Here is a 22,581-nt window from a genome sequence, read left to right on the forward strand (position 1 = left end):
TTTGGGGGGGGGTGGGGGGTGGTGGTTTTCTCTCTTTGGGAAGGGCTTTTTTTTCGTTTGTTGTGTGTTCCTCGTCTGTGGGGTTCCCTGCTTCCCCCCCCCCCCCCCCCCCCCCGGCACCGGCCCGTAAGCCCGGCCGGTGCCCGGAACGTCGTGCCGGCTAAGCCACCGCGTCCTTCCGCAGCCGGAACCAGTAGAAGCCGTGCCCCGCCAGGGTCAGCAGGTACGGCAGCTGACCGATGGCCGGGAAGCGCACGCCGCCGATCAGCTCGACCGGGTGCCGGCCGTCGAAGGCCTGCAGGTCCAGCTCGGTGGGCTGGGCGAAGCGCGAGAAGTTGTGCACGCACAGGACCAGGTCGTCCTCGCCTTCCCCGTTCGCGGGGGCCTCGCGCAGGAACGCCAGCACCGCGGGGTTGGACGAGGGCAGTTCGGTGTACGTGCCCAGGCCGAAGGCCGGGTTCTGCTTGCGGATCTCGATCATGCGCCGGGTCCAGTGCAGCAGGGACGACGGCGAGGACATCGCGGCCTCGACGTTGGTCACCTGGTAGCCGTAGACCGGGTCCATGATCGTGGGCAGGAAGAGCCGGCCCGGATCGCAGGACGAGAAGCCGGCGTTGCGGTCCGGCGTCCACTGCATGGGCGTGCGCACCGCGTCCCGGTCGCCCAGCCAGATGTTGTCGCCCATGCCGATCTCGTCGCCGTAGTACAGGATCGGCGTGCCGGGCAGGGAGAGCAGCAGGGCGGTGAACAGCTCGATCTGGTTGCGGTCGTTGTCCAGCAGCGGGGCCAGCCGGCGGCGGATGCCGATGTTGGCGCGCATCCGCGGGTCCTTGGCGTACTCCGCGTACATGTAGTCGCGCTCTTCGTCCGTGACCATTTCGAGCGTGAGCTCGTCGTGGTTGCGCAGGAAGATGCCCCACTGGCAGCCGGACGGGATCGCCGGGGTCTTGGCGAGGATTTCCGAGACCGGGTAGCGGGATTCGCGGCGTACCGCCATGAAGATGCGCGGCATCACCGGGAAGTGGAACGCCATGTGGCACTCGTCGCCGCCGGTCTCCGGGTCGCCGAAGTAGTCGACCACGTCCTCCGGCCACTGGTTGGCCTCGGCCAGCAGCACCGTGTCCGGGTAGTTCGCGTCGATCACCGAACGCACCCGCTTCAGGAAGGCGTGCGAGGCGGGGAGGTTCTCGCAGTTGGTGCCCTCCTCGGCGTAGAGGTAGGGCACGGCGTCCAGCCGGAAGCCGTCGATGCCCAGGTCCAGCCAGAACCGCAGGGCCGAGATCATCTCGTCCTGGACCGCCGGGTTCTCGTAGTTGAGATCCGGCTGGTGGGAGAAGAAGCGGTGCCAGTAGTACTGCTTGCGCACCGGGTCGAAGGTCCAGTTGGACGCCTCGGTGTCGACGAAGATGATGCGGGCGTCCTGGTACTGCTTGTCGTCGTCCGCCCAGACGTAGTAGTCGCCGTACGGCCCTTCGGGGTCGGTGCGGGACTCCTGGAACCACGGATGCTGGTCGCTGGTGTGGTTCATCACCATGTCGATGATCACCCGCATGCCGCGCTGGTGCGCGGCGTCCACGAACTCCACGAAGTCGGCGAGGTCACCGAACTCCGGCAGTACCGAGGTGTAGTCGCTGACGTCGTAACCGCCGTCCCGCAAGGGGGACTTGAAGAACGGCGGCAGCCAGAGGCAGTCGACGCCCAGCCACTGCAGATGATCCAGCTTGGCCGTCAGGCCCTTCAGGTCGCCGACGCCGTCCCCGTTGCTGTCCTGGAACGAACGGACCAGGACTTCGTAGAAGACGGCCCGTTTGAACCAGTCGGGATCGCGGTCCTTGGCCGGAGTGTCCTCGAACGTGTCGGGGACGGGCTCGTTGACGATCAATTGGGTGACCCTCCGATCGGTGAGGACGGTCGCAGGGACAGTACGTGCGCGGGCGCAATGCCACTGCCCGGCTCCAGGCGCACATAGTTGTCCCTGCCCCAGTGGTAGGTCTCGCCGGTGAGCTCGTCGCGCACCGGTACGGACTCGTGCCGGTCGAGGCCGAGCTCCGGCATGTCCAACGACACCGTCGCCTCGTGGGTGTGGTGCGGGTCGAGGTTCACGACCGTGAGGACCACGTCGGCACCCTCGCGCTTGGAGTAGGCGAGGACCGCGTCGTTGTCGACATGATGGAAGTGCAGGGCACGCAACTGCTGGAGTGCCGGATGACGGCGGCGCAGCCGGTTGAGTGCCGTGATGAGAGGAGCGATGCTACGGCCCTCGCGGCCCGCTGTCTGCCAATCCCGGGGACGCAGCTGATACTTCTCCGAATCCAGGTACTCCTCGCTCCCGTCTCGTACCGGAGTCCCCTCGCAGAGCTCGTATCCGGCGTACACGCCCCACGTCGGGGACAGGGTCGCCGCGAGCACCGCGCGTACTTCGAAGGCCGCCCGGCCGCCGTGCTGGAGGTAGGCGTGCAGGATGTCCGGGGTGTTCACGAACAGGTTCGGCCGCATGCAGTCGGCCGAGTCCCGGGACAGCTCGGTGAGGTACTCGGTCAGCTCCTGCTTGGAGTTGCGCCAGGTGAAGTACGTGTAGGACTGCTGGAAGCCGACCTGCGCGAGGGTGCGCATCATGGCGGGGCGGGTGAACGCCTCGGCCAGGAAGATGACGTCCGGATCGGTGCGGTTGATGTCCGAGATCACCTTCTCCCAGAACACCACCGGCTTGGTGTGCGGGTTGTCCACCCGGAAGATGCGGATGCCCTTGTCCATCCAGAAGCGCAGCAGCCGCTCCGTCTCCTTCACCAGGCCGCGGAAGTCCGCGTCGAAGGCGAGGGGGTGGATGTCCTGGTACTTCTTCGGCGGGTTCTCGGCGTACGCGATGGTGCCGTCGGCGCGGTGGTGGAACCACTCGGGATGCTTGTCCAGCCAGGGATGGTCCGGCGAACACTGCAGCGCGAAGTCCAGCGCCACCTCCATCCGCAGGTCCCGCGCGGTGCGCACGAAGTACGCGAAGTCCTCGAAGGTGCCCAGGTCCGGGTGGAGCGCGTCGTGCCCGCCCTCGGCCGAGCCGATCGCCCACGGCGAGCCGACGTCGTGCGGGCCCGCCGAGAGCGCGTTGTTCGGGCCCTTGCGGTGGGTGGTGCCGATCGGGTGGACCGGCGGCAGGTAGACCACGTCGAAGCCCATCGCGGCCACCTCCGGCAGCCGCTCGGCGGCGGTCCGGAAGGTGCCGCTGACCAGGGTCCCGTCGGGCGCCTCGTACGCCCCCTCCGACCGCGGGAACATCTCGTACCACGACCCGTACAGCGCCCGGCGCCGCTCCACCAGCAGCGGCATCGGCCGCGAGGCGCTGACCAGTTCGCGCAGCGGGTGCCGGCCGAGGGTGTCCAGGACCTCGGGGGTGAGTGCCGCGGCCAGCCGGGTGGCGGCCGGCAGGCGCTCGTCGCGCAGCGTGTCGGCCACCCGGAGAATCGATTCGCGCCCCGCGTTCTTCGGCACCCCCGCCGCCGCCCGCTCGTGCAGCGCCGCGCCCTCGGCCAGCACCAGGCCGGTGTCCTGACCGGCCGGGATCTTGACCTGCGCCGTGCGCCGCCAGGTCGTCACCGGGTCCGACCAGGCCTCCACGGTGTACGTCCAGCGGCCCTCGGCGTCCGGAGTGACCAGCGCGCCCCAGCGGTCCGTGCCCTGCGCCAGCTCCCGCATCGGCGTCCACGGGCCGCTCCGGCCGCCCGGGTCGCGCAGCACGACGTTGGCGGCGACCGCGTCGTGGCCTTCCCGGAAGACCGTGGCGGACACTTCGAAGGTTTCGCCGGTCACCGCCTTGGCCGGGCGGCGCCCGCAGTCGATCTGGGGACGGACGTCCAGGACGGGAATGCGACCGATCATGGGATCACCTGAGACTTGGGACACTTTGCGGGGTGTTGTCCTTTGTATCTCCGCGACGGGCTTACGGGTTGCGGGCATGAACGGTCCTGTCGCCTTTCACTCGGTTGGAGGTGCGCAGGGCGGGACACGCGGGGGAGGCACGCAACGGACGTACCGCCAGAGCCTTCCCACGCCCCGCGGCCGGGCAATCCGCCCGCGGGTGAACTACTCGTACGTAACACCGCACCGCGATCAAGCCGGGCGAAGCGGCCGCGCGGGGCTGCGGACAGCAGCGGACCGGCCCCGCCGACGGGCGGAGCCGGCCCTCACGGCCCTGTCCGGGGCGGTACTACTCGACCCGGAGCAGCCGGTCCGGTGCGCCCATGGTGTTCTTGACCTGGCCCGCCGAAGCGTCGGCGACCAGCGCCTTCCCGACCTCCGCCGGCTTCGCCCCCGGGTGCCGCGCCAGGAACAGCGCGGCCGCGCCCGCGGCGTGCGGCGCGGCCATCGAGGTGCCGGACAGCACCCGCTCGGCCGCGTCGCCCGAGTTCCAGGCCGAGGTGATCCCGACACCCGGCGCGAACAGGTCCACCGGCGGACCGAAGTTGGAGAACTCGGCACGGGTGTCGTCGCTGTCGGTGGCGCCGACCGTGACGGCCTCCTCGACCCGGGCGGGCGAGTAGAGGGCGGCCGGCAGATTGTTGTTCCCGGCCGCGACGGTGAACGTCACCCCGGCCTCGATCGCATTGCGCACCGCGTCGTCCAGCTGCGGCGACGCCATGCTGCCCAGGCTCAGGTTGGCCACCGCGGGCCGCTCGGCGTGCTGCGCCACCCAGTCGATGCCCGCGATGACATTGGCGGTGGTGCCGGAGCCGGCCCCGTCCAGCACCCGCACCGAGACGATGTCGGCCTCCTTGGCGACGCCGTGCTTCTCACCCGCAATGGTGGCGGCCACATGGGTGCCGTGGCCGTTCTCGTCGCCCGCGTTCCTGTCGTCGCCGACGAAGTCCCACCCGCTTCTGGCCCGCCCCCCGAAGTCCTGGTGGGTGGTGCGCACGCCGGTGTCCAGGACGTAGACCTGGACATCCTTGCCGCCGCCGGGCGGCATCACGTAGGACTCGTTCAGCGGCAGGGTCTTCTGGTCGATCCGGTCCAGGCCCCAGGACGGCGGGTTCTTCTGCAGGGCCCCCGGCGCCTTCGCCGTGTCCGTCAGCCGTACGGTGCGGTTCTGGCTCACCGCCGCCACCGCGGGGTCCGCCGCCAGACGCCGGGCCTGGGTCGCGTTCGCCCGTATCGCGTAGCCGTTGATGGCCTTGCGGTACGTCCGGCGTATCGCCGCGCCGTACTTCGCCGCCAGCCGCTTGCCCGCCGCCGACCGGGCCTCGACCCCTCGCGCACCCTCCTTGAAGGTGACGATGTAACTGCTGTTCACCGCGCCGGACGCCCCCGCCCCCAGTACCCGGCCTTCGGGCGGCGCGGCGTGGGCCGGCAGCGTGGCGGCGCAGAGCAGGGCCGCCGACGCGGCGGCCGTACTCCCCGCGGCCAGCCGTCGCCGGGCTGTTCGTGTCCAGGCCATGTACGGAGTTCCCCTCTTCAACTCGACAGGCGGGCAAGGGTGTTGCGATTCCGTGGCGCCGGCTGCCGCGCCGCGCTCCACCGACGCCATCCTGCAGCCTTCCGTGGGCCCGCAGTCCGTACAAGAGAGGACGACGGGGCGGAATCGGCCATATCGGGTGGGTGATGCGTGGCGAAGGTTGCGGCGATTTCTGGCCGGATCCCGCGCTCGGCCCGGCCGCGGCCGCCCGGCGGGGCACGCACGGCCGGGCCCACAGGCCCGCTCCGGGGCTGGTGCCTCCGTCAAGAGGCGTACGGGATGGTCGGCAAGGGGCGCAGAGGAGCGCGGCCGGCGCGTGGGGCGGGCCTTTCGAGCGGTTGTCCGCAGCGCCGGGCGCGCGCTGTGGTTGCTGCGGCCCGCCCGCCGCTACGGTCGGAGCGTGAAGGCCATTCGTCGATTCACCGTGCGCCCTGTCCTTCCCCCGTCCCTACGACCGCTCAGCGAACTGGCGCGGAACCTGCGCTGGTCCTGGCACACCGAAACCCGCGAGCTCTTCCACGCCCTGGACCCCGACGGCCGGCAGCGGCCCGGCACCGACCCGGTCCAGCTCCTCGGCACCGTCACCGCCGAACGCCTGGCCGAGCTGGCCGCCGACCGCCGCTTCCTGCGCCGGCTCACCGCCTGCGCCGACGACCTGCAGGACTACCTCGCCGGCCGCCGCTGGTACCAGTCCGTCGACGGTGCCCTGCCCGAGGCCGTCGCCTACTTCTCACCGGAATTCGGCATCACCGCCGCCCTCCCGCAGTACTCCGGCGGCCTCGGCATCCTCGCCGGCGACCATCTCAAGGCCGCGTCCGACCTCGGCGTCCCGCTGATCGGCGTCGGCCTGCTCTACCGCCACGGCTACTTCCGCCAGACCCTCTCCCGCGAGGGCTGGCAGCAGGAGCACTACCCCGTCCTCGACCCCAACGAGCTGCCGCTGGAACTCCTCCGTGAGGACGACGGCAGCCCCGCCCAGGTCTCCCTCGCGCTCCCCGGCGGCCGCCGCCTGCGCTCGTACATCTGGCAGGCCCGCGTCGGCCGCGTGCCGCTCCTCCTCCTCGACTCCGACGTCGAGGAGAACGGCCCCGGCGAACGCCAGGTCACCGACCGGCTCTACGGCGGCGGCAGCGAACACCGCCTCCTCCAGGAAATGCTGCTGGGCATCGGCGGCGTACGGGCCGTCCGTACGTACTGCCGGCTCACCGGCCACCCGGCCCCCGAGGTCTTCCACACCAACGAGGGGCACGCCGGCTTCCTCGGCCTGGAACGCATCCGCGAACTGTCCGAAGAGGACGCCGGCGGGCTGGACTTCGACAGCGCCCTGGAAGCCGTACGGGCCGGCACCGTCTTCACCACCCACACCCCCGTGCCCGCCGGCATCGACCGCTTCGACCGCGAACTGGTCGCCCGGCACTTCGGCCCCGACGGCGAACTCCCCGGCATCGACGCGGCCCGCGTCCTCGGCCTCGGCATGGAGAGCTACCCCGGCGGCGAGCCGAACGTCTTCAACATGGCCGTGATGGGCCTGCGGCTGGCCCAGCGCGCCAACGGAGTCTCCACGCTGCACGGCGGCGTCAGCCGCGGCATGTTCGCCGGCCTGTGGCCCGGCTTCGACCCCGACGAGGTGCCGATCACCTCCGTCACCAACGGCGTGCACGCACCCACCTGGGTCGCCCCCGAGGTCTTCCGCCTCGGCGCCCGCCAGATCGGCGCCCAGCGCACCGAGGACGCGCTCACCGTGGGCGGCTCCGAACGCTGGGACCGGGTCGCCGACATCGCCGACCCCGCCATCTGGGACCTCCGCCGCACCCTGCGCGAACAGCTCGTCACCGAAGTACGGATGCGGCTGCGCACCTCCTGGCGGCAGCGCGGCGCCGCCACCGCCGAACTGGCCTGGATCGACGGCGTCCTCGACCCCGACGTCCTCACCATCGGTTTCGCCCGCCGGGTGCCGTCCTACAAGCGCCTCACCCTCATGCTCCGCGACCGCGACCGCCTCATGGAGCTGCTGCTCCACCCCGAGCGGCCGATCCAGATCGTGGTCGCCGGCAAGGCGCACCCCGCCGACGACAGCGGCAAACGCCTCGTACAGGAACTGGTCCGCTTCGCCGACGACCCGCGGGTCCGGCACCGCATCGTCTTCCTGCCCGACTACGGCATGGCCATGGCGCAGAAGCTCTACCCGGGCTGCGACATCTGGCTGAACAACCCGCTGCGCCCCCTGGAGGCGTGCGGCACCTCCGGCATGAAGGCCGCCCTGAACGGAGCGCTGAACCTCTCCGTCCTGGACGGCTGGTGGGACGAGTGGTACGAGCCGGACTTCGGCTGGTCCATCCCCACCGCCGACGGCACCGCCACCGACGACGAGCGCCGCGACGACCTCGAAGCCGCGGCCCTCTACGAACTCCTCGAACAGCGCGTCGCGCCGCGCTTCTACGAGCGCGACGAGGCGGGCGTGCCGCACCGCTGGGTCGAGATGGTCCGCCGCACGCTGGTCACCCTCGGCCCGAAGGTGCTCGCCGGCCGGATGGTCCGGGAGTACGTCGAGCGGCTCTACGCGCCCGCGGCGCACGCGCACCGCGCCCTCACCCCGGAGGCCGCGCGCGGTCTCGCGGAGTGGAAGGTCAGGGTGCGGGAGGCGTGGCCGCGGGTCGCGGTGGACCACGTCGAGACCGGCAGCCCCGCCACGCCCGCCAACGGCCAGGCCGAACTGGGCGGCACCCTCGTCCTGCGCGTCCGGGTCGCGCTGGACGAGCTGGCCCCCGAGGACGTCGAGGTACAGCTGGTCTCCGGCCGGGTCGACGAGTCCGACCGGATCGCCGACCCGCTCACCGTCCCGCTCAAGCCGGCCGGCGGCCCCGACCTGGAAGGCCGCTGGCTGTACGAGGGCCCCCTGGTCCTGGACCGCACCGGCCCCTTCGGCTACACGGTCCGCATCCTCCCCGCCCACCCCCTGCTCTCCACGCACGCCGAGATGGGCCTGATCGCCGTCCCGTCGGAAGCCACGGGCGAGGCGGCGGGGGTCCTTCTGCGGTAACGGTGACCGCCACCGCCCCATGAAAGAGCGGTGTCCGGGGGGATAACGGGAGCCCCCGGACACCGCCCGGTCTGTGCGTACGGTCTGCCCCCTGGAGGAGTACGGGGGCGGATCACCCTGTGGACAAAGCCCACACGACTCTCCGCCCCCATAAGATCCCCGGCTGTAAGGGGGGCCAAGTGGCGGAGCGTTACTTCACCGCCACGCCCGTCCAAGCCGCCTCGACGCCCTTGACCTCGGCGCCGTCCGCGCCGTACAGGTCGGTGGCCGCCTTGACGGTCGCCTCGCGGGCGGCCTTGTAGTCCGTCGTCGAGGTCATGTACTCGGTCAGCGCCTTGTACCAGATCTTCTCGGCCTTGTCCCGGCCGATGCCCTCGACCTTGGAGCCGTCGGCGGTCGGGCTGTCGTACTTCACGCCCCCGATCTCCTTCGCGCCGCTGCCCTCGGACAGCAGGTAGAAGAAGTGGTTGGCGATGCCCGAGGAGTAGTGCACGTCGACGTCGCCCGCGCCCTCCTTCCAGAAGTCCAGCGACTGGCCGTCCTTGCTGGGCTTGTCCATGTAGCGCAGCGGCGAGCCGTCACCGTTGATGTCGATCTTCTCGCCGATGAGGTAGTCGCCCGGGTCCTCGGTGTTCTTGGCGTTGAACTCCACCGAGGTGCCGAAGATGTCCGAGGTGGCCTCGTTCAGGCCGCCGGACTCGCCGCTGTACTCCAGGTTCGCGGTCGCCGAGGTGACGCCGTGCGACATCTCGTGCGCCGCGACGTCCAGGGCGGTCAGCGGGTGGGTGTTGCCCTCGCCGTCGCCGTACGTCATGCAGAAGCAGCTGTCGTCCCAGAACGCGTTGACGTAGTTCTGGCCGTAGTGCACGCGGGAGGACGCGCCCTTGCCGTCGCCCTTGATGCCGCTGCGGCCGTGCACGTTCTTGTAGTAGTCCCAGGTGACCTGCGCGCCGTACGCCGCGTCGACGGCCGCGGTCTGCGGGTCGTCGCCCTTGCCGGTGCCCCAGTTGTCGTCGTCGTCCGTGAGCAGCTTGCCCTCGCCGCTCTCCGAGCCGCCCAGGTCGAACGTGGAGTGGCCGCCGCGGGTGTCGTCGGTCAGCTCGTAGCCGCTGCCGCCCTTCTTGGTGGCCAGGTCGACCTTGCCGCTGTACATGCTGGTGCCGGCGCCGGTCTCGATGGCCTGGTGCTGGAACAGCTTCTTGCCGGTACTGGCGTCGGTGACGACGTGCAGCTCGCTGGGGGTGCCGTCCTTCTGGACGCCCTTGACGACGGTCTCGTACGCGAGGACCGGCTTGCCCGAGGCGGCCCAGATCACCTTGTTCGGCGTCGCCGCGTCGGACTTCTTGATGCCCTCCGTCTTACCGGACACCGACTCGGCGGACGTTGCGGCGGACTTCGGAGCGATCTTCGGGGTGGTGGAGGCGACCTTGATGGTGGCCTTCGTGGCCTTGGTGGTCGACTTGACGGCGCCGCCCTTGGCCTGGTGGACGACGAGGTCGCCGCCGAGCACGGGCAGGCCGTCGTAGGTGCGCTCGTAGCGGGTGTGCGTGGTGCCGTCGGCGTCCTTGATGACGTCCTTGACGACCAGCTTCTCCTTGGACCCGAGGCCCAGTTCCTCGGCGGTCTTCGCCTTCGTGGCCTGCGCGTCGCGCAGCAGTTCGGCGCGGTGCGAGGCGGTCATCTTCAGCGGTGCGCCGGCGGCCTGGTGGCCGGCCGGGGCCGCGCCCGCCGTGCCGGTGGCGATGCCGGCCGCGAGCAGCGCGGCTGCGGCGACGGAGGCACCGGCGATACGGGTGGTACGCGATATGTGGGGGATCACGCGTGCTCCTTCAACTTTGCCTGTGGTGGGGGGTGCAAAGCGATGCGGGTGGTACGTGCGGGGTTAGCGTGCCATCCGAACGGGTGTCTGTCACCGGGTAATTGGGGCCCGTTCGCAATTTGTTCGCAAAGAGCGAGCCGACGTCCGCATAACGGAGGAGTGCCACCCCCGCCGCTCGGCGGGGGTGGCACTCCTGGTTCCGTGCGTGGTGAGGGACCTGGTCAGAAGGTCAGCTTCCAGCTGTTGAGGTAGCCGGTGTCGCCGGAGTACACGTCCCGCACCCGCAGCTTCCAGGTGCCGGCCGCGTTCTCCGAGGAGGCGTTCACGGTGTACGTGGTCTTCACGTCCGCCGCCGAGTCCCAGGAGCTGGAGTTCTTCAGGCGGTACGCGGTGCCGTCCGGCGCGACCAGGTCGATGACCAGGTCACCGCGGTAGGTGTGCACGATGTCCACGCCGACCTTGAGGGTGCTGGGCGCCGCGCCGGTCCGGTTGACGCTGATCGGCGAGGTGACCGCGGCACCGGCGTCCGGGATCGCCAGGTCGTTGGTGTTCTCGAAGACGTTGCCGCCCGGGTCCGGGTCGCCGCCGTCCCCGACGCGGCTGCCGACGTTCACCGCGGCCCAGGTGTTGGCGACCGTGTTGTACGTCGGGGTGTCCTTGCCGAAGAGGTCGGCGGCCGCCTGCAGGGTGGCGGTGCGGGCACCCGCGTAGTTGGTGTTGGAGCTCATGTACTGGGTGAGCGCCTTGTACCAGACCTTCTCGGCGTTGGCCCGGCCGATGCCCGGCACGGGCAGGCCGTCGGAGGTCGGGCTGTCGTAGTGCACGCCGTTCACGTCCTTCGCGCCGCTGCCCTCGGACAGCAGGTAGAAGTAGTGGTTGGCGATGCCGGAGGAGTAGTGCACGTCGACGTTGCCGACGCCGGAGTACCAGGAGTCCTTGGACGCGCCGTCCTTGCTGGGCTTGTCCATGTAGCGCAGCGGCGAGCCGTCGCCGTTGATGTCGATCTTCTCGCCGATGAGGTAGTCGCCCGGGTCCTTGGCGTTGTTCGCGTTGAACTCGACGGCCGACGCGAAGATGTCGGAGGTCGCCTCGTTCAGGCCGCCGGACTCACCGCTGTAGGTGAGGTTCGCGGTCGCGGAGGTGACGCCGTGCGTCATCTCGTGCGCGGCCACGTCGATCGAGGTGAGCGGGTGGGTGTTGCCCGACCCGTCGCCGTAGGTCATGCAGAAGCAGCTGTCGTCCCAGAAGGCGTTGACGTAGTTGTTGCTGTAGTGCACGCGGCTGTACGCGCCGACGCCGTCACCGCGGATGCCGCTCCGGCCGTGCACGCTCTTGTAGTAGTCCCAGGTCAGCTGGGCGCCGTAGGCGGCGTCCACGCCCGCGGTCTGGACGTTCGTCGCGGTCCCGTCGCCCCAGGTGTCGTCCGGGTCGGAGAAGAGCGTGCCGGTGCCGGACGAGCCGTGGTTGAGGTTGTAGGTCTTGTGGTTGCCGCGCGTGGTGTCGGTCATGGTGTACGAGGGCGCCGTGCCGATCGTCACCTGGCCGCTGTACTGGCTGTTGCCGGTGCCCTGCTCGATGCCCTGGTACTGGTAGAGCTGCTTGCCGGTGGTGGCGTCGGTGACGACGTGCAGCTGGTTCGGCGTCTTGCCGTCGTCCTGCAGCCCGCCGACGACGGTCTCGTACGCCAGGACCGGCTTGCCGTCGGCCGCCCAGACCACCTTGCGCGGCTCCTTGGCGGCGGCCTTCTCGGCCCCCTCCGCCTGGGACGCCTTCAGGGCCTTGGCCTCGGCCGTCGCCGGCCGCACGGCCGCCTTCGTACTGGCCACGGCTATCCGGGCCCGTACGCCCTTGGTGACCCGCTCGACCTTGCCGGTCCTGGTCTCGTGCACGACGAGGTCGCCGCCGAGGACGGGCAGCCCCTCGTAGGTGCGCTCGTACCGGGTGTGCGTCGTGCCGTCCACGTCCTGCTGGACGTCCCGGACGACGAGCTTCTCCTTGGCGCCGAGCTGCAGCTTCTTCGCCGTCTGCGCGGTGGTGCCGGCGGCCTCCTTCAGCAGCTCCGCACGCTGCGAGGGGGAGAGCTTGGCGGGCAGGGCGCCCGCTCGGGGCTGTGCGTGCGTGCTGCCGGGGTTGGGCGCGGCGTTGCCCGCGCCGGTCTGCACGCCGACGGCGAGCAGGGCCGTCACGGCGACGAGGGTGCCGGTGGCCATCACACGTCTGCGGCCCGTCACGGCACGACCATGGGGGGTGCGTCTCACGCTGGCTCCTTCTGCGGGGCCGCGGCGGGATGGGCCGCGACCGGGGGGACCGGGCGGCGAGGTGGCCGTCCGGGCAGAACAAGTGCGTGTGGGGGGAGCGGTACATACGCGACCGGGGCAGGGGTGGTGTTGCCGTGGGGGCCCCGTTTCCGGACACGTTTTCGGACTGCCGCGCAGCTTCCCACCCACCGGGCCGGTTTGTCAGGCACCGCTCAACAACATGGCCGAAACCGTCCGTAGAGCGGCGGTTCGCGTCCGCATAACGGTCGAGCGGCCTGCCGTACCTCGTCAGTGGGCCGATACCCGTGGCGCCGCTGAAGGCAGTTCAGCCTGCTCCCGGCACTGGGCCGCCCGCTGCGAATGGCGAGCCACCTGGACGGCGAAGTCGGACAACTGCTGGCGGAGCTCGTCGCCGGAGATGCGGCTGTCGCCGGCAACGGTCGCCTCAATGTCCAGCGAAAATGCCGTCTCGGCCTCGTTGCTCTTCTTTCCTGGCGGTGTGCACGGCAGGTAAATCGTCGTCTTGTTCGGCCAAGAAAGAAGGTGCAAATTTCCGGGCGGTTCAACGTATCCGTCGCCCAAGTCCTTACGCCAGTAATTTCGCCACGATGTGACACTCGCGTCGTGCTTTTTCACGATGGCCGAGATCGCGGAATCGCCTGTATCGAGCGAACAGAGGAAGAAAAAGTTGTCTGCCGGTGACTCTTGCGATTCATATTTCACTTCATGTGCGGCGGGGAGGATTTTTGCCGCAGTCGCCCGCTGAACGGCACCGCCGCACGGCCGCTTCGGCAGTTCCTCGATGCCTTGCAAATAAATTTCTCGGTAGCCGAATATCGCACCGGTGAGCACTATCGCACAGCTGGTCCCACCGATGAGCCAGTTACGCCTCGACTTTTGCTTCACTGTGATGCTTCCTTCGGAGGGGTGTCAAGAAGTGGCGCTCTTACTGACTTCCTTGAGCCTGGTGTGACTTTCGAGCCAGCCAGCCCTGACGGATTCCCGGATGGTATTGTCCAAAGCATCCTGGCTCGGGCCGCCTTCGTGGGATTTCCGCGCTTCGTGGCCCGCATCGATGACGGTGCCGATAGTGTCGTCCTCGGAAATGTACAGACGGCGGCCACTTTGATACATCGCCTTGTCCATGCCGTCGAGCTCCCGGCCGTCCATGATGCGGTCCACGCCCATCGTGGCGGCGCCGGCGAAGAACGCGCCCCCTGCGCCGACGGCCGCCTCCGCGGCCGCTCCCACTGGAGCGAGAGCCACAGCGCCGACCGCGAAACCGGTGGACAGCATGGTCTTGAAGAACTCTCCTTGCCGCTTGATCGCCTCGTTCTCCGCCTTCTCCCCTTCCTGCTGGTTCCCGACCTCCATGTCCTGCCGTGAATGTGCCAGAATCCCTTCGATCACGCCGGAGTTGTGGGAAATCGCTGTGATCGCGTCGGTGGTGCTTCCCCCGAAAAGGTGTGGATCGGCGATGTGGGCTTCCATCGTGCTGCTCGTGTAGATGCTGCGCCCGTAGATGACGGCAGCACTGGCATCGTCGTCCCTGCCCAGGGCGCTCAGGAATCGGTATGTGTCGGCCCGGTCGAGGTTGCCTGGCGCGTCACTGTGCGTCAGGAAGATGTGTTCGGCGCCCTGCCCTGCGATGGTCCGGTTGATCTCCGGCATATATGCCGCGGCCATGTGGCCCAGGCTCGCCCCCATCTTTTTGTCGACCAGATCGGCGCCGCCCTCGGGGTTCGCCACCGCGTGCATGACGTTCCTCATGATGTCGACCTGGGTCCGGTCGTGCGGGATGGGGGCGGTCGGCTTGGTGTCGCCGTGTGCGACGCCTGTGACGGCGGCTTCGAGCGCGTGGCCTACGGAAGTGCCGCGGTCGGTGTTCTTCGTGCTTTCCAGGAGGTGATTCAGGTCGGTCTTCTTGTCGAAGGCGTGCTCGGCGGATTCTGGATTATGGGAGAGTGCGTCCATGAAGCCGATCAGGGGATCGCTTCCGTCCTGCTTGCCGAATACCAGGTCGACCCCGCCGGTGTTCCCCCAGATTTCTTCCGTGCGGGTCGCGCCCATGGCGTGGCTCTTGTCCTTGCGGAGGAGGGCGCTGCCGTACGCGTCCAGAAATTCCGTGTCGTACCGGCCGTGACCCATCAGGCTGCTCATGACCTGGAATCCGAGCGCGCTGTTGGAGCTCCGTACCGGGTCCGGCTGGAAGCTGGTGTTGCCCGCCTTGATGATCGACTGCTCCCAGCTCTGCATCGCCGGGCTGTCGGAGTGCGTCGCGGTGGCCAGCGTCATGCTGAGGTTCGTCTGCAGGTCCTTCAGCATGGCCGCATGGCCTCGGTCTCCTTGGTTCGCGCCCGCTGTTCTCGTCCAGAACTCCAGCGTCCCGTCGGCACCGAGTTCGGTGGCGAAGGTCTCGGCGAAGAGGTCATCGTCGCGGTATTTCTTCAGGTCCCGGTTGAATGCGCTGAGCTCTTCCGGTGACATGCCCTTCGAGTTCCTGGCGGCCTTGGCCATTTCCGCTGCCCGCCGCAGTGCCCGGGCTGCGGAGTCACGATCCTTGTACGAGGCGTCCGAAAACCCGTACTTGCTCTGATCCGCCAGTGCGCGCAGGGCCTTCGCCGCGCTGGTGTCGGACTCCGTGGCTTTGCCCAGAATCTCCGCGATCTCATCCCTGACGGCGTTGAGTTCGCCCTCGTCGGGCTCGTCCTCTTCCGTTGTGCACAGCGAGCTGACGAGGAACTTGCCGCCGCCGGTGGGTACCACGCTGATCTTCTTGTCCCGCGCGCGGCTCAGTGCCTCCTTGAGCGTCTCGCGGTAGCTGATGAGCTCGCCGCGGGTGTCTCGGAGGATGTTGCGGATGGAAGTGGCCTGGGTGACCGCGTCACCGAACTCCGTTGCCGTCTTGGTGACGAACTCTCGGGTGACGGTGGCGTTGAGGCCGGCCCAGTTCGCCTTCTTGGCCTTGGCGTCGAGCTCCTTCTCCGCCCGCTCCCGCAGTTCTGTGAGCTTGTCCACCATGGCCGACCAGTCCGTGACGGCCTCGCCCAGTTTGGCGAAGTTGCCGTGCTGCAGAGCGTCCAGGTCCATCAGCGACCGCCCCGCCCGTCGAAGCCTTTGTCGAGCTCGGAAATCCGGCTGAAGACGGTGGCGAGATACGTCTCCTGCCCCCGGTGGGCCTTCTTCGTGTAGTCGAGGTGATTCGAGATGTGCGCACATGCGTCGAGAAGGGACCGCTGCTGATCGACCCACCTGGCCGTGACGTGGTCCAGCGCGCTTCCCAGTGCGAAATCCTTCTTGAGGGAAGAGGCGGCCTCAAAACTGCTCAGCCGTGCGTGGTCGCCGTCCCTGCTGAGGTCTTCGTGAAGTCTGAAGGCGGCGTCACCGATGGCGGCCAGGTCCCGTTGGCTGACCCGCAGGTCCCCCTGCGGGACGCCGCCTCCTCCGCCTTCCGGGGCCAGCTGGTTGAGACGTACATGGGTCTGTCGGGTATCGGACGAGTCCGTCTTGAGCTGCTTCCACTCGGCTTCGAAGGACATATGTCCGATTCCTTGGCGTAGTTGACGCGACGAAGTGGTGCGAGGGGCAAGCCCACTGTGCATGGTGGGCGCAGGGGAAACCGACACGGGCGAGCGCAGTGTGCCTGGCGCGCCACGTGAGGCAGTGGAGATTTTACGGATGTAGGGGCAGTCAGGGAGCCATTGACGGTAATCGACAGGCGCTCGGCGCGGACGCTTCACTGCTCGCCGCTCACTGCACCAGGCTGTCCCGCCAGGCTTCGTGGAGGGAGGCGAACTCGCCCTTGTCCGCGATGAGTTCGGGTGGGGTGCCGTCCTCGACGATGCGGCCGTGGGACATCACCAGGACGCGGTCGGCGATTTCGACCGTGGAGAGTCGGTGGGCGATGACGACGGCGGTGCGGTCGCGCAGGACGGTGTGCATGGCGCGCTGGACGGCGCGTTCGCCGGGGACGTCCAGGGATGAGGTGGCCTCGTCGAGGATCAGTACCGCGGGGTCGGCGAGGAGGGCACGGGCGAAGGCGACGAGCTGGCGCTGGCCTGCGGAGATGCGGCCGCCGCGCTTGCGCACGTCGGTGTCGTAGCCCTCGGGGAGCGCGGCGATGAAGTCGTGGGCGCCGAGGGCCTTCGCGGCCCGCTCGATCTCGGCGCGCGGGGCCTCGGGGCGGCCGATGGCGATGTTCTCCGCGACCGTGCCGGAGAAGAGGAACGCCTCCTGGGTGACCATGACGACCCCGCGCCGCAGGTCAGTCGTGGAGAGGTCGCGCAGGTCGACGCCGTCCAGCAGGACCCGGCCGCCCGTGGGGTCGTAGAAGCGGGCGAGCAGCTTGGCGAGGGTGGACTTGCCCGCGCCCGTGCTGCCGACCACCGCGACGGTCTTCCCCGCGGTGAGGGTGAGGTCGAAGCGGGGGAGTACCTCGCCGCCGGTGCGGTAGGAGAAGTGGACGCCGGAGAAGACGACTTCGCGGCCGGGGCGGTCGGCGGCGCGCTCGGGCAGCGGGACGGGCGTGGCCGGTTCCGGGACGGCGGGCCGCTGGGCGAGGAGGCCCGCGATCTTCTCCAGGGAGGCGGACGCCGACTGGTAGGCGTTCAGGAACATGCCGAGGCGGTCGATCGGGTCGTACAGCCGGCGCAGGTAGAGGACCGCGGCGGCGAGTACGCCGAGGGCCAGCGAGCCGGTGGCGACGCGGTACGCGCCCCACAGGACGATGGCCGCGAGGGCGATGTTGGCGGCCGTGCGGGAGAGGAGGACGTACCGGGCCATCTCCAGGATGGCGGTGCCGTTGACCCGCTCGTGGACGCGGTTGAGGCGGCCGAACGCCGCGTCGTTGGGCCGCTCGCGGCGGAACGCCTGCACCGGGCGGATGCCGTTGAGCGTCTCGGCGAACTTCACGATGACCGCGGCGATGGCCGTCGAGCGGCGCTCGTAGACCCGCCGGGAGCGGCGCCGGAAGGAGCGGATGAAGAGCAGCAGCGGCCCCGTGGAGAGCACGGCCGCCGTGCCCAGGCCCCAGTCCAAGTACAGCAGCATCGCCGTGACGTAGACCATGGACAGTACGACCCCGACGAGCTCCTGCAGGCCGTCGTTGAGCAGCTCGCGCAGCGATTCCACGTCGGTGGTGGAGCGGGAGATCAGCCGTCCCGAGGTGTAGCGCTCGTGGAAGTCCAGGCTGAGCGCCTGGGCGTGCCGGAAGATCCGGCCGCGCAGGTCGCGCAGCACGTCCTGGCTGACCCGCGCGCAGGACCGCGTGAAGCCGTACTGCAGGGCGCCCGCGGCCAGCGCGCACGCCAGGTATCCGGCGCCGACGGCGAGCAGCGGGCCGTGGTCGTGCGCCCGCAGCGCGGGCACGGCGCTGTCGATGGCGTACGCGACGAGCAGCGGCCCGGCCTGCACGGCGGCCTGCTGGAGGAGGAGCAGGACGACGGTGAGCCGGCCGCGGCCCGCGTACGGGCGCAGCAGCGAGCGGAGCAGGGCGAGCGAGGCGCCCTTGGGGGTGGGCAGGACGTCCCGGTCGAAGGGATCGCCGGCGGAGGGGTCGCCGGACGAGGGGTCGCCGGACGAGGGCGAACCGGGCGGCGCGGCCGCGTCGTCGTCGCTGTCCTCGGGCGGCCGGCCGGCGGCGGTCGTGGTCGTGGTCATCGCTCCGTCTCCTCTGCGGTACGGGCCGGCGCGGCGGCGTCTGCGGTGGGGGCCGACCCGGCGGCAGGGCTCGGGGCACCGGACCGGTCGGCGCCGGCCGGGTCGGCGTCGGTCTCGGCGCCCGCCGGACCCGCGCCCACCGGACCCGCGCCCGACATCAAGTGCGCGTACTCCGCGCTCTCGCGCAGCAGTTGCTGGTGTGTGCCGACGGCGGCGACGCGGCCGCCGGAGAGCAGCGCGACCCGGTCGGCGAGCAGCACCGTGGAGGGGCGGTGCGCGACGATCAGCGCGGTCGTGGTCGCCAGTACCTCCCGCAGCGCGGCCTCCACCCGCGCCTCGGTGTGCACGTCCAGCGCGGAGAGCGGGTCGTCCAGGATGAGGAAGCGCGGGGACCCGACCACCGCGCGGGCCAGCGCGAGCCGCTGCCGCTGCCCGCCGGACAGGCTCAGGCCCTGCTCGCCGACCTGGGTGTGCTCGGCCTGCGGCAGCGCGGCGACGAACTCGTGCGCCTGGGCGACCCGCAGCGCCCGCCGCACGCCGTCCCCGTCCGCCTCCGCGCCGCCCATCAGGACGTTCTCCGCCGCGGTCGCCGAGAAGAGCGTCGGCTCCTCGAAGGCCACCGCGACCAGCGACCGCAGCTCGTCCCGCGGCAGGCTCATGATGTCGCGCCCGTCCAGGGTGATCCGCCCGCCGGTGGCGTCGTACAGCCGCGGTACCAGCGCGGTCAGCGTGGTCTTGCCACTGCCCGTGGCGCCCACCAGGGCCATCGTCTCGCCGGGGCGGACGTGCAGGTCGACGCCGCGCAGCGTGGGCGGCGCGTCGGCGGGCGCGTCGGGATAGCGGAACTCCACGCCGGTGAGGACGAGGCCGTCGGGGGCCGGGGCGCCGGGGGCGGCAGCGGCGGCGCGTACGGCCGCGTCGGCCGCGTCCGCCGGCGGGACGTCCATGACCTCGAAGTACCGGTCGGCGGCGGTGGCCGACTCGTTGCTGATGGCCAGCAGGAAGCCGATCGACTCCACGGGCCAGCGCAGCGCCAGCGCGGTGGACAGGAACGCCACGAGCGTGCCCGCCGACAGGTCACCGTCCGCGACCTGGACCGTACCGAGGACCAGCGCGGCCCCGATGGCGGTCTCCGGCAGGACCGTGATGACGCCCCAGATCGCGGCGAGCAGCCGGGCCTTGTGCAGCTCGGTGGCGCGCAGCTCGTGGGTGAGGGCGGTGTACGCGCGGGCCTGGGCGCGGTGCCGCCCGAAGCCCTTGATGATGCGGATGCCCAGTACCGACTCCTCGACCAGCGTGGTCAGGTCGCCGACCTGGTCCTGCGAACGGCGCGCCGCCACGGAGTACTTCGCCTCGAACACCGAGCACAGCACCACCAGCGGCACGAGCGGCGCGAGGAGCACCAGCCCCAGCGTCCAGCGCTGGGCGAGCAGGATGGCGCAGCCGGCGAGGATCGTGACGCCGTTGACGAACAGGAACGTCATCGGGAACGCCAGGAACATCCGCAGCAGCTGCAGGTCGGTCGTGCCGCGGGAGAGCAGCTGCCCGGTGGGCCAGCGGTCGTGGAAGGCCACCGGGAGCCGCTGGAGGTGGCGGTAGAGCGCGGCGCGCATGGCCGCCTCGACGCCCGCCAGCGGGCGCGCGACCAGCCACCGGCGCAGCCCGAAGAGCCCGGCCTCGGCCAGCCCCAGGAGCACCAGGATGCCGCCGCCCAGCCAGACGCCGCCCGCGTCCCGCTCCGCGACCGGCCCGTCCACCAGCCACTTCAGTACGAGCGGGAGGAGCAGGCCCATGCCGGACGCCAGGACGCCGACGCCGGCCGCGCAGAGCAGCCGGGTCCGTACTACGCGTACGTACGGCCACAGGCGCAGCAGCGAGCGCACGGGGGAGCGGGGAGTGGGGACGGCGGACTCGGGGCGGTGCGCGTCATCGCTCATCAGTAGTGAGCCTAGAAGTCACCACTGACAATCCTCATGCGGTTTTTTCCCGCCGCGCGGGCACGTGGGCGCGGCGGTCACCGCCCGGCCCGCAGCAGCCACACCGCCCGGCCCGGCATCTCCACCTCGGCACCCGCCTCGTACGCCGTGCCCGGCTCCGCCGTCTGGTCCTCCCGCGCGGTGTCGACGAGGAGCTCGTACGTACGGGCCCACGGCGCGCCCGGAAGGGTGAAGCGGCCCGGCTCCTCCCCGGCGTGCAGCACGACGAGGAAGCTGTCGTCGGTGACCGGCAGCCCGCGCTCGTCCCGCTGCGGGATGTCCGTACCGGACAGGAACATGCTCAGGCCCGCGGCGTGCGCATACCAGTCCGCGTCCGTCATCTCCGTCCCCGCGGGCGTGAACCACGCCAGGTCCCGCAGCCCGTCGGGCCCCTGCGGCCGCCCCGAGAAGAAGGCGCGGCGGCGCAGCACCGGGTGCGCCCGGCGCAGCGTGATCAGCCGGGTGACCAGCTCGGTCAGCGGCCGCCACGCCGGGTCGTTCGCCAGCGACCAGTCCAGCCAGCCCAGCTCGTTGTCCTGGCAGTAGCCGTTGTTGTTGCCGTGCTGGGTGCGGCCCAGCTCGTCGCCCGCGACCAGCATCGGCACGCCGGTGGAGAGCAGCAGCGTGGTGAGCAGGTTGCGCAGCTGGCGGCGGCGGAGCGCCTTGATGCCGGGGTCGTCGGTCTCGCCCTCGGCGCCGCAGTTCGACGAGCGGTTGTCGTCCGTGCCGTCGCGGTTGCCCTCGCCGTTGGCCTCGTTGTGCTTGTGCTCGTAGGAGACCAGGTCGCGCAGCGTGAAGCCGTCGTGCGCCGTGATGAAGTTGACCGACGCCTGCGGGCGGCGGCCGCCCCAGGCGTACAGGTCGCTGGAGCCGGACAGCCGGTACCCCAGGTCGCGGACGTCCGGGTACGCGCCGCGCCAGAAGTCGCGGACGGCGTCGCGGTACCGGTCGTTCCACTCCGTCCACAGCGGCGGGAAGGCCCCGACCTGGTACCCGCCCATCCCCACGTCCCACGGCTCGGCGATCAGCTTCACCCGGCGCAGCACCGGGTCCTGCGCGATCACCGCGAGGAACGGCGAGAGCATGTCCACGTCGTGCATGGAGCGGGCGAGCGCGGCGGCCAGGTCGAAGCGGAAGCCGTCCACGCCCATCTCGGTGACCCAGTAGCGCAGCGAGTCGGTGATCAGGCGCAGCACGTTGGGCTGGACGACGTGCAGGGTGTTGCCGCAGCCGGTGTAGTCGGCGTACCGGCGCGGATCCTGCTGGAGGCGGTAGTAACCGCGGTTGTCTATGCCGCGCAGGGACAGCATCGGGCCCATCTCGTTCGCCTCGGCCGTGTGGTTGTAGACCACGTCGAGGATGACCTCGATGCCCGCGTCGTGCAGCGCGCGCACCATCCGCCGGAACTCGCCCACCTGCTGGCCGCGCGTCCCGGAGGCGGCGTACGCGGCGTGCGGCGCGAAGTAGCCGATGGAGTTGTAGCCCCAGTAATTGCGCAGGCCGCGCCGGAGCAGATGGTCCTCGTGCGCGAACTGGTGCACGGGCAGCAGCTCGACGGCGGTGACGCCGAGCCGGGTCAAGTGCCCGATCGCGGCCGGGTGCGCGAGCCCCGCGTACGTGCCGCGCAGGTGCTCCGGGATGCCGGGGTGCCGCTTCGTGAAGCCGCGCACGTGCAGCTCGTAGAGGACCGAGTCGGCCCACGGCGTCTTCGGGCGGCGGTCGTCCGCCCACTCGTCACCGGGCGCGTCGTCGTGCACCACGACGCCCTTGGGGACGTGCGGCGCGGAGTCCCGGTCGTCACGCACGGTGTCCGCTATGTGCTGCTCGGGCCAGTCCCGCACATGGCCGTACACCTCCGGCGGCAGCCCGAAGTCCCCGTCGACCGCGCGGGCGTACGGGTCGAGCAGCAGCTTCGCCGGATTCCAGCGGGCCCCGGTCCACGGGTCCCAGCGGCCGTGCACGCGGTAGCCGTACCGCGCCCCCGGCAGCACGCCGGGCACGAAGCCGTGCCAGATCTCGTGCGTCAGCTCGGTGAGCGCGTACCGGGTCTCGGCGCCCGCGTCGTCGAAGAGGCACACCTCCACCGCCTCGGCGCCCGCCGCCCACAGCGCGAAGTTCGTCCCCGCGACGCCGTCCGGACCGCTGCGGAAGCGCGCCCCGAGGGGCTGCGGGCTCCCGGGGCGCACCGTGACCGTGCCCGGGGCCGTTCTCGCCCGGCCGTCGTCCGGCAGTGCCTCCTGCTCCAGCGCGCTCGACACGTGGCAGCCTCCCGCCGCTCGGCGACTCGATCGGGCGGTGCCGCACACGGCGTCCCGGCCGCGTGCGTGGACGTGCCCTCCCGGCGATCCATCCCTGCACCCTTCCTTCCCCGAACTGGGCAGGACCTC

The 22,581-nt window shown here is 70.5% G+C and carries 12 protein-coding genes; 1 reads left to right on the forward strand and 11 read right to left on the reverse strand.

Going from position 1 to position 22,581, the window contains the following annotated elements:
- Positions 1–160: 160 nt before the first annotated feature.
- The 3 genes from treS to ACZ4MH_RS31475 all read right to left on the reverse strand — a co-directional run bounded on the left by treS (position 161) and on the right by ACZ4MH_RS31475 (position 5,425).
- Positions 161–1,882 carry a maltose alpha-D-glucosyltransferase gene (gene treS, locus ACZ4MH_RS31465; RefSeq protein ID WP_351591667.1) on the reverse strand — a complete coding sequence of 574 codons (1,722 nt, stop codon included), beginning with the start codon at positions 1,880–1,882 and terminating at the stop codon, positions 161–163.
- Positions 1,879–3,870 carry an alpha-1,4-glucan--maltose-1-phosphate maltosyltransferase gene (locus ACZ4MH_RS31470; protein ID WP_351591664.1) on the reverse strand — a complete coding sequence of 664 codons (1,992 nt, stop codon included), beginning with the start codon at positions 3,868–3,870 and terminating at the stop codon, positions 1,879–1,881. Before ACZ4MH_RS31470 ends, treS begins: the two co-directional genes overlap by 4 nt.
- A 328-nt stretch (positions 3,871–4,198) precedes the next feature.
- The gene (locus ACZ4MH_RS31475; protein ID WP_351591661.1) at positions 4,199–5,425 is read right to left on the reverse strand and encodes a S8 family peptidase; all 1,227 of its coding nucleotides are present in this window, start codon (positions 5,423–5,425) and stop codon (positions 4,199–4,201) included.
- Positions 5,426–5,843: 418 nt separating this feature from the next.
- Between ACZ4MH_RS31475 and glgP the strand changes: the two genes are divergently transcribed.
- A complete protein-coding gene (gene glgP / locus ACZ4MH_RS31480; RefSeq protein ID WP_351591658.1) occupies positions 5,844–8,483 on the forward strand; it encodes an alpha-glucan family phosphorylase in 2,640 nt (879 codons plus the stop codon).
- A gap of 190 nt (positions 8,484–8,673) precedes the next feature.
- On the opposite strand, the gene ACZ4MH_RS31485 is transcribed toward glgP, so the two are convergent.
- The 8 genes from ACZ4MH_RS31485 to glgX form a co-directional block, all read right to left on the reverse strand.
- On the reverse strand, positions 8,674–10,302 hold the full coding sequence (locus ACZ4MH_RS31485) for a M4 family metallopeptidase (protein ID WP_351591655.1): 1,629 nt from the start codon (positions 10,300–10,302) through the stop codon (positions 8,674–8,676).
- A gap of 221 nt (positions 10,303–10,523) precedes the next feature.
- Positions 10,524–12,512: a M4 family metallopeptidase gene (locus ACZ4MH_RS31490; protein ID WP_351591733.1), complete on the reverse strand. Its 1,989-nt coding sequence runs from the start codon at positions 12,510–12,512 to the stop codon at positions 10,524–10,526.
- Positions 12,513–12,848: 336 nt separating this feature from the next.
- A complete protein-coding gene (locus ACZ4MH_RS31495) occupies positions 12,849–13,466 on the reverse strand; it encodes a hypothetical protein (protein WP_351591652.1) in 618 nt (205 codons plus the stop codon).
- A 24-nt stretch (positions 13,467–13,490) separates the two neighbouring features.
- Positions 13,491–15,650, reverse strand: a complete 2,160-nt coding sequence (locus tag ACZ4MH_RS31500) for a hypothetical protein (protein ID WP_351591650.1) — start codon at positions 15,648–15,650, stop codon at positions 13,491–13,493.
- Complete coding sequence (locus ACZ4MH_RS31505) at positions 15,650–16,099, reverse strand: hypothetical protein (RefSeq protein WP_351591647.1); 450 nt, start codon at positions 16,097–16,099, stop codon at positions 15,650–15,652. The genes ACZ4MH_RS31500 and ACZ4MH_RS31505 overlap by 1 nt, the downstream gene beginning before the upstream one ends.
- 211 nt (positions 16,100–16,310) lie before the next feature.
- Positions 16,311–18,218, reverse strand: a complete 1,908-nt coding sequence (locus ACZ4MH_RS31510) for an ABC transporter ATP-binding protein (RefSeq protein WP_351591644.1) — start codon at positions 18,216–18,218, stop codon at positions 16,311–16,313.
- Positions 18,215–20,155 carry an ABC transporter ATP-binding protein gene (locus ACZ4MH_RS31515; RefSeq protein ID WP_351591641.1) on the reverse strand — a complete coding sequence of 647 codons (1,941 nt, stop codon included), beginning with the start codon at positions 20,153–20,155 and terminating at the stop codon, positions 18,215–18,217. The genes ACZ4MH_RS31510 and ACZ4MH_RS31515 overlap by 4 nt, the downstream gene beginning before the upstream one ends.
- Before the next feature lie 77 nt (positions 20,156–20,232).
- Positions 20,233–22,452, reverse strand: a complete 2,220-nt coding sequence (gene glgX, locus ACZ4MH_RS31520; RefSeq protein WP_467754811.1) for a glycogen debranching protein GlgX — start codon at positions 22,450–22,452, stop codon at positions 20,233–20,235.
- Between the last annotated feature and the right edge of the window lie 129 nt (positions 22,453–22,581).

This window comes from Streptomyces sp. NPDC026301, assembly GCF_055567935.1.

What these genes read in the sequence shown, in the direction of transcription:
- ACZ4MH_RS31475 (WP_351591661.1), bottom strand. Translation starts at nt 5,425, where the DNA reads ATGGCCTGGACACGAACAGCCCGGCGACGGCTGGCCGCGGGGAGTACG.
- ACZ4MH_RS31500 (WP_351591650.1), bottom strand. Translation starts at nt 15,650, where the DNA reads ATGGACCTGGACGCTCTGCAGCACGGCAACTTCGCCAAACTGGGCGAG.
- ACZ4MH_RS31470 (WP_351591664.1), bottom strand. Translation starts at nt 3,870, where the DNA reads ATGATCGGTCGCATTCCCGTCCTGGACGTCCGTCCCCAGATCGACTGC.
- ACZ4MH_RS31505 (WP_351591647.1), bottom strand. Translation starts at nt 16,099, where the DNA reads ATGTCCTTCGAAGCCGAGTGGAAGCAGCTCAAGACGGACTCGTCCGAT.
- ACZ4MH_RS31490 (WP_351591733.1), bottom strand. Translation starts at nt 12,512, where the DNA reads ATGGCCACCGGCACCCTCGTCGCCGTGACGGCCCTGCTCGCCGTCGGC.
- ACZ4MH_RS31510 (WP_351591644.1), bottom strand. Translation starts at nt 18,218, where the DNA reads ATGACCACGACCACGACCGCCGCCGGCCGGCCGCCCGAGGACAGCGAC.
- ACZ4MH_RS31515 (WP_351591641.1), bottom strand. Translation starts at nt 20,155, where the DNA reads ATGAGCGATGACGCGCACCGCCCCGAGTCCGCCGTCCCCACTCCCCGC.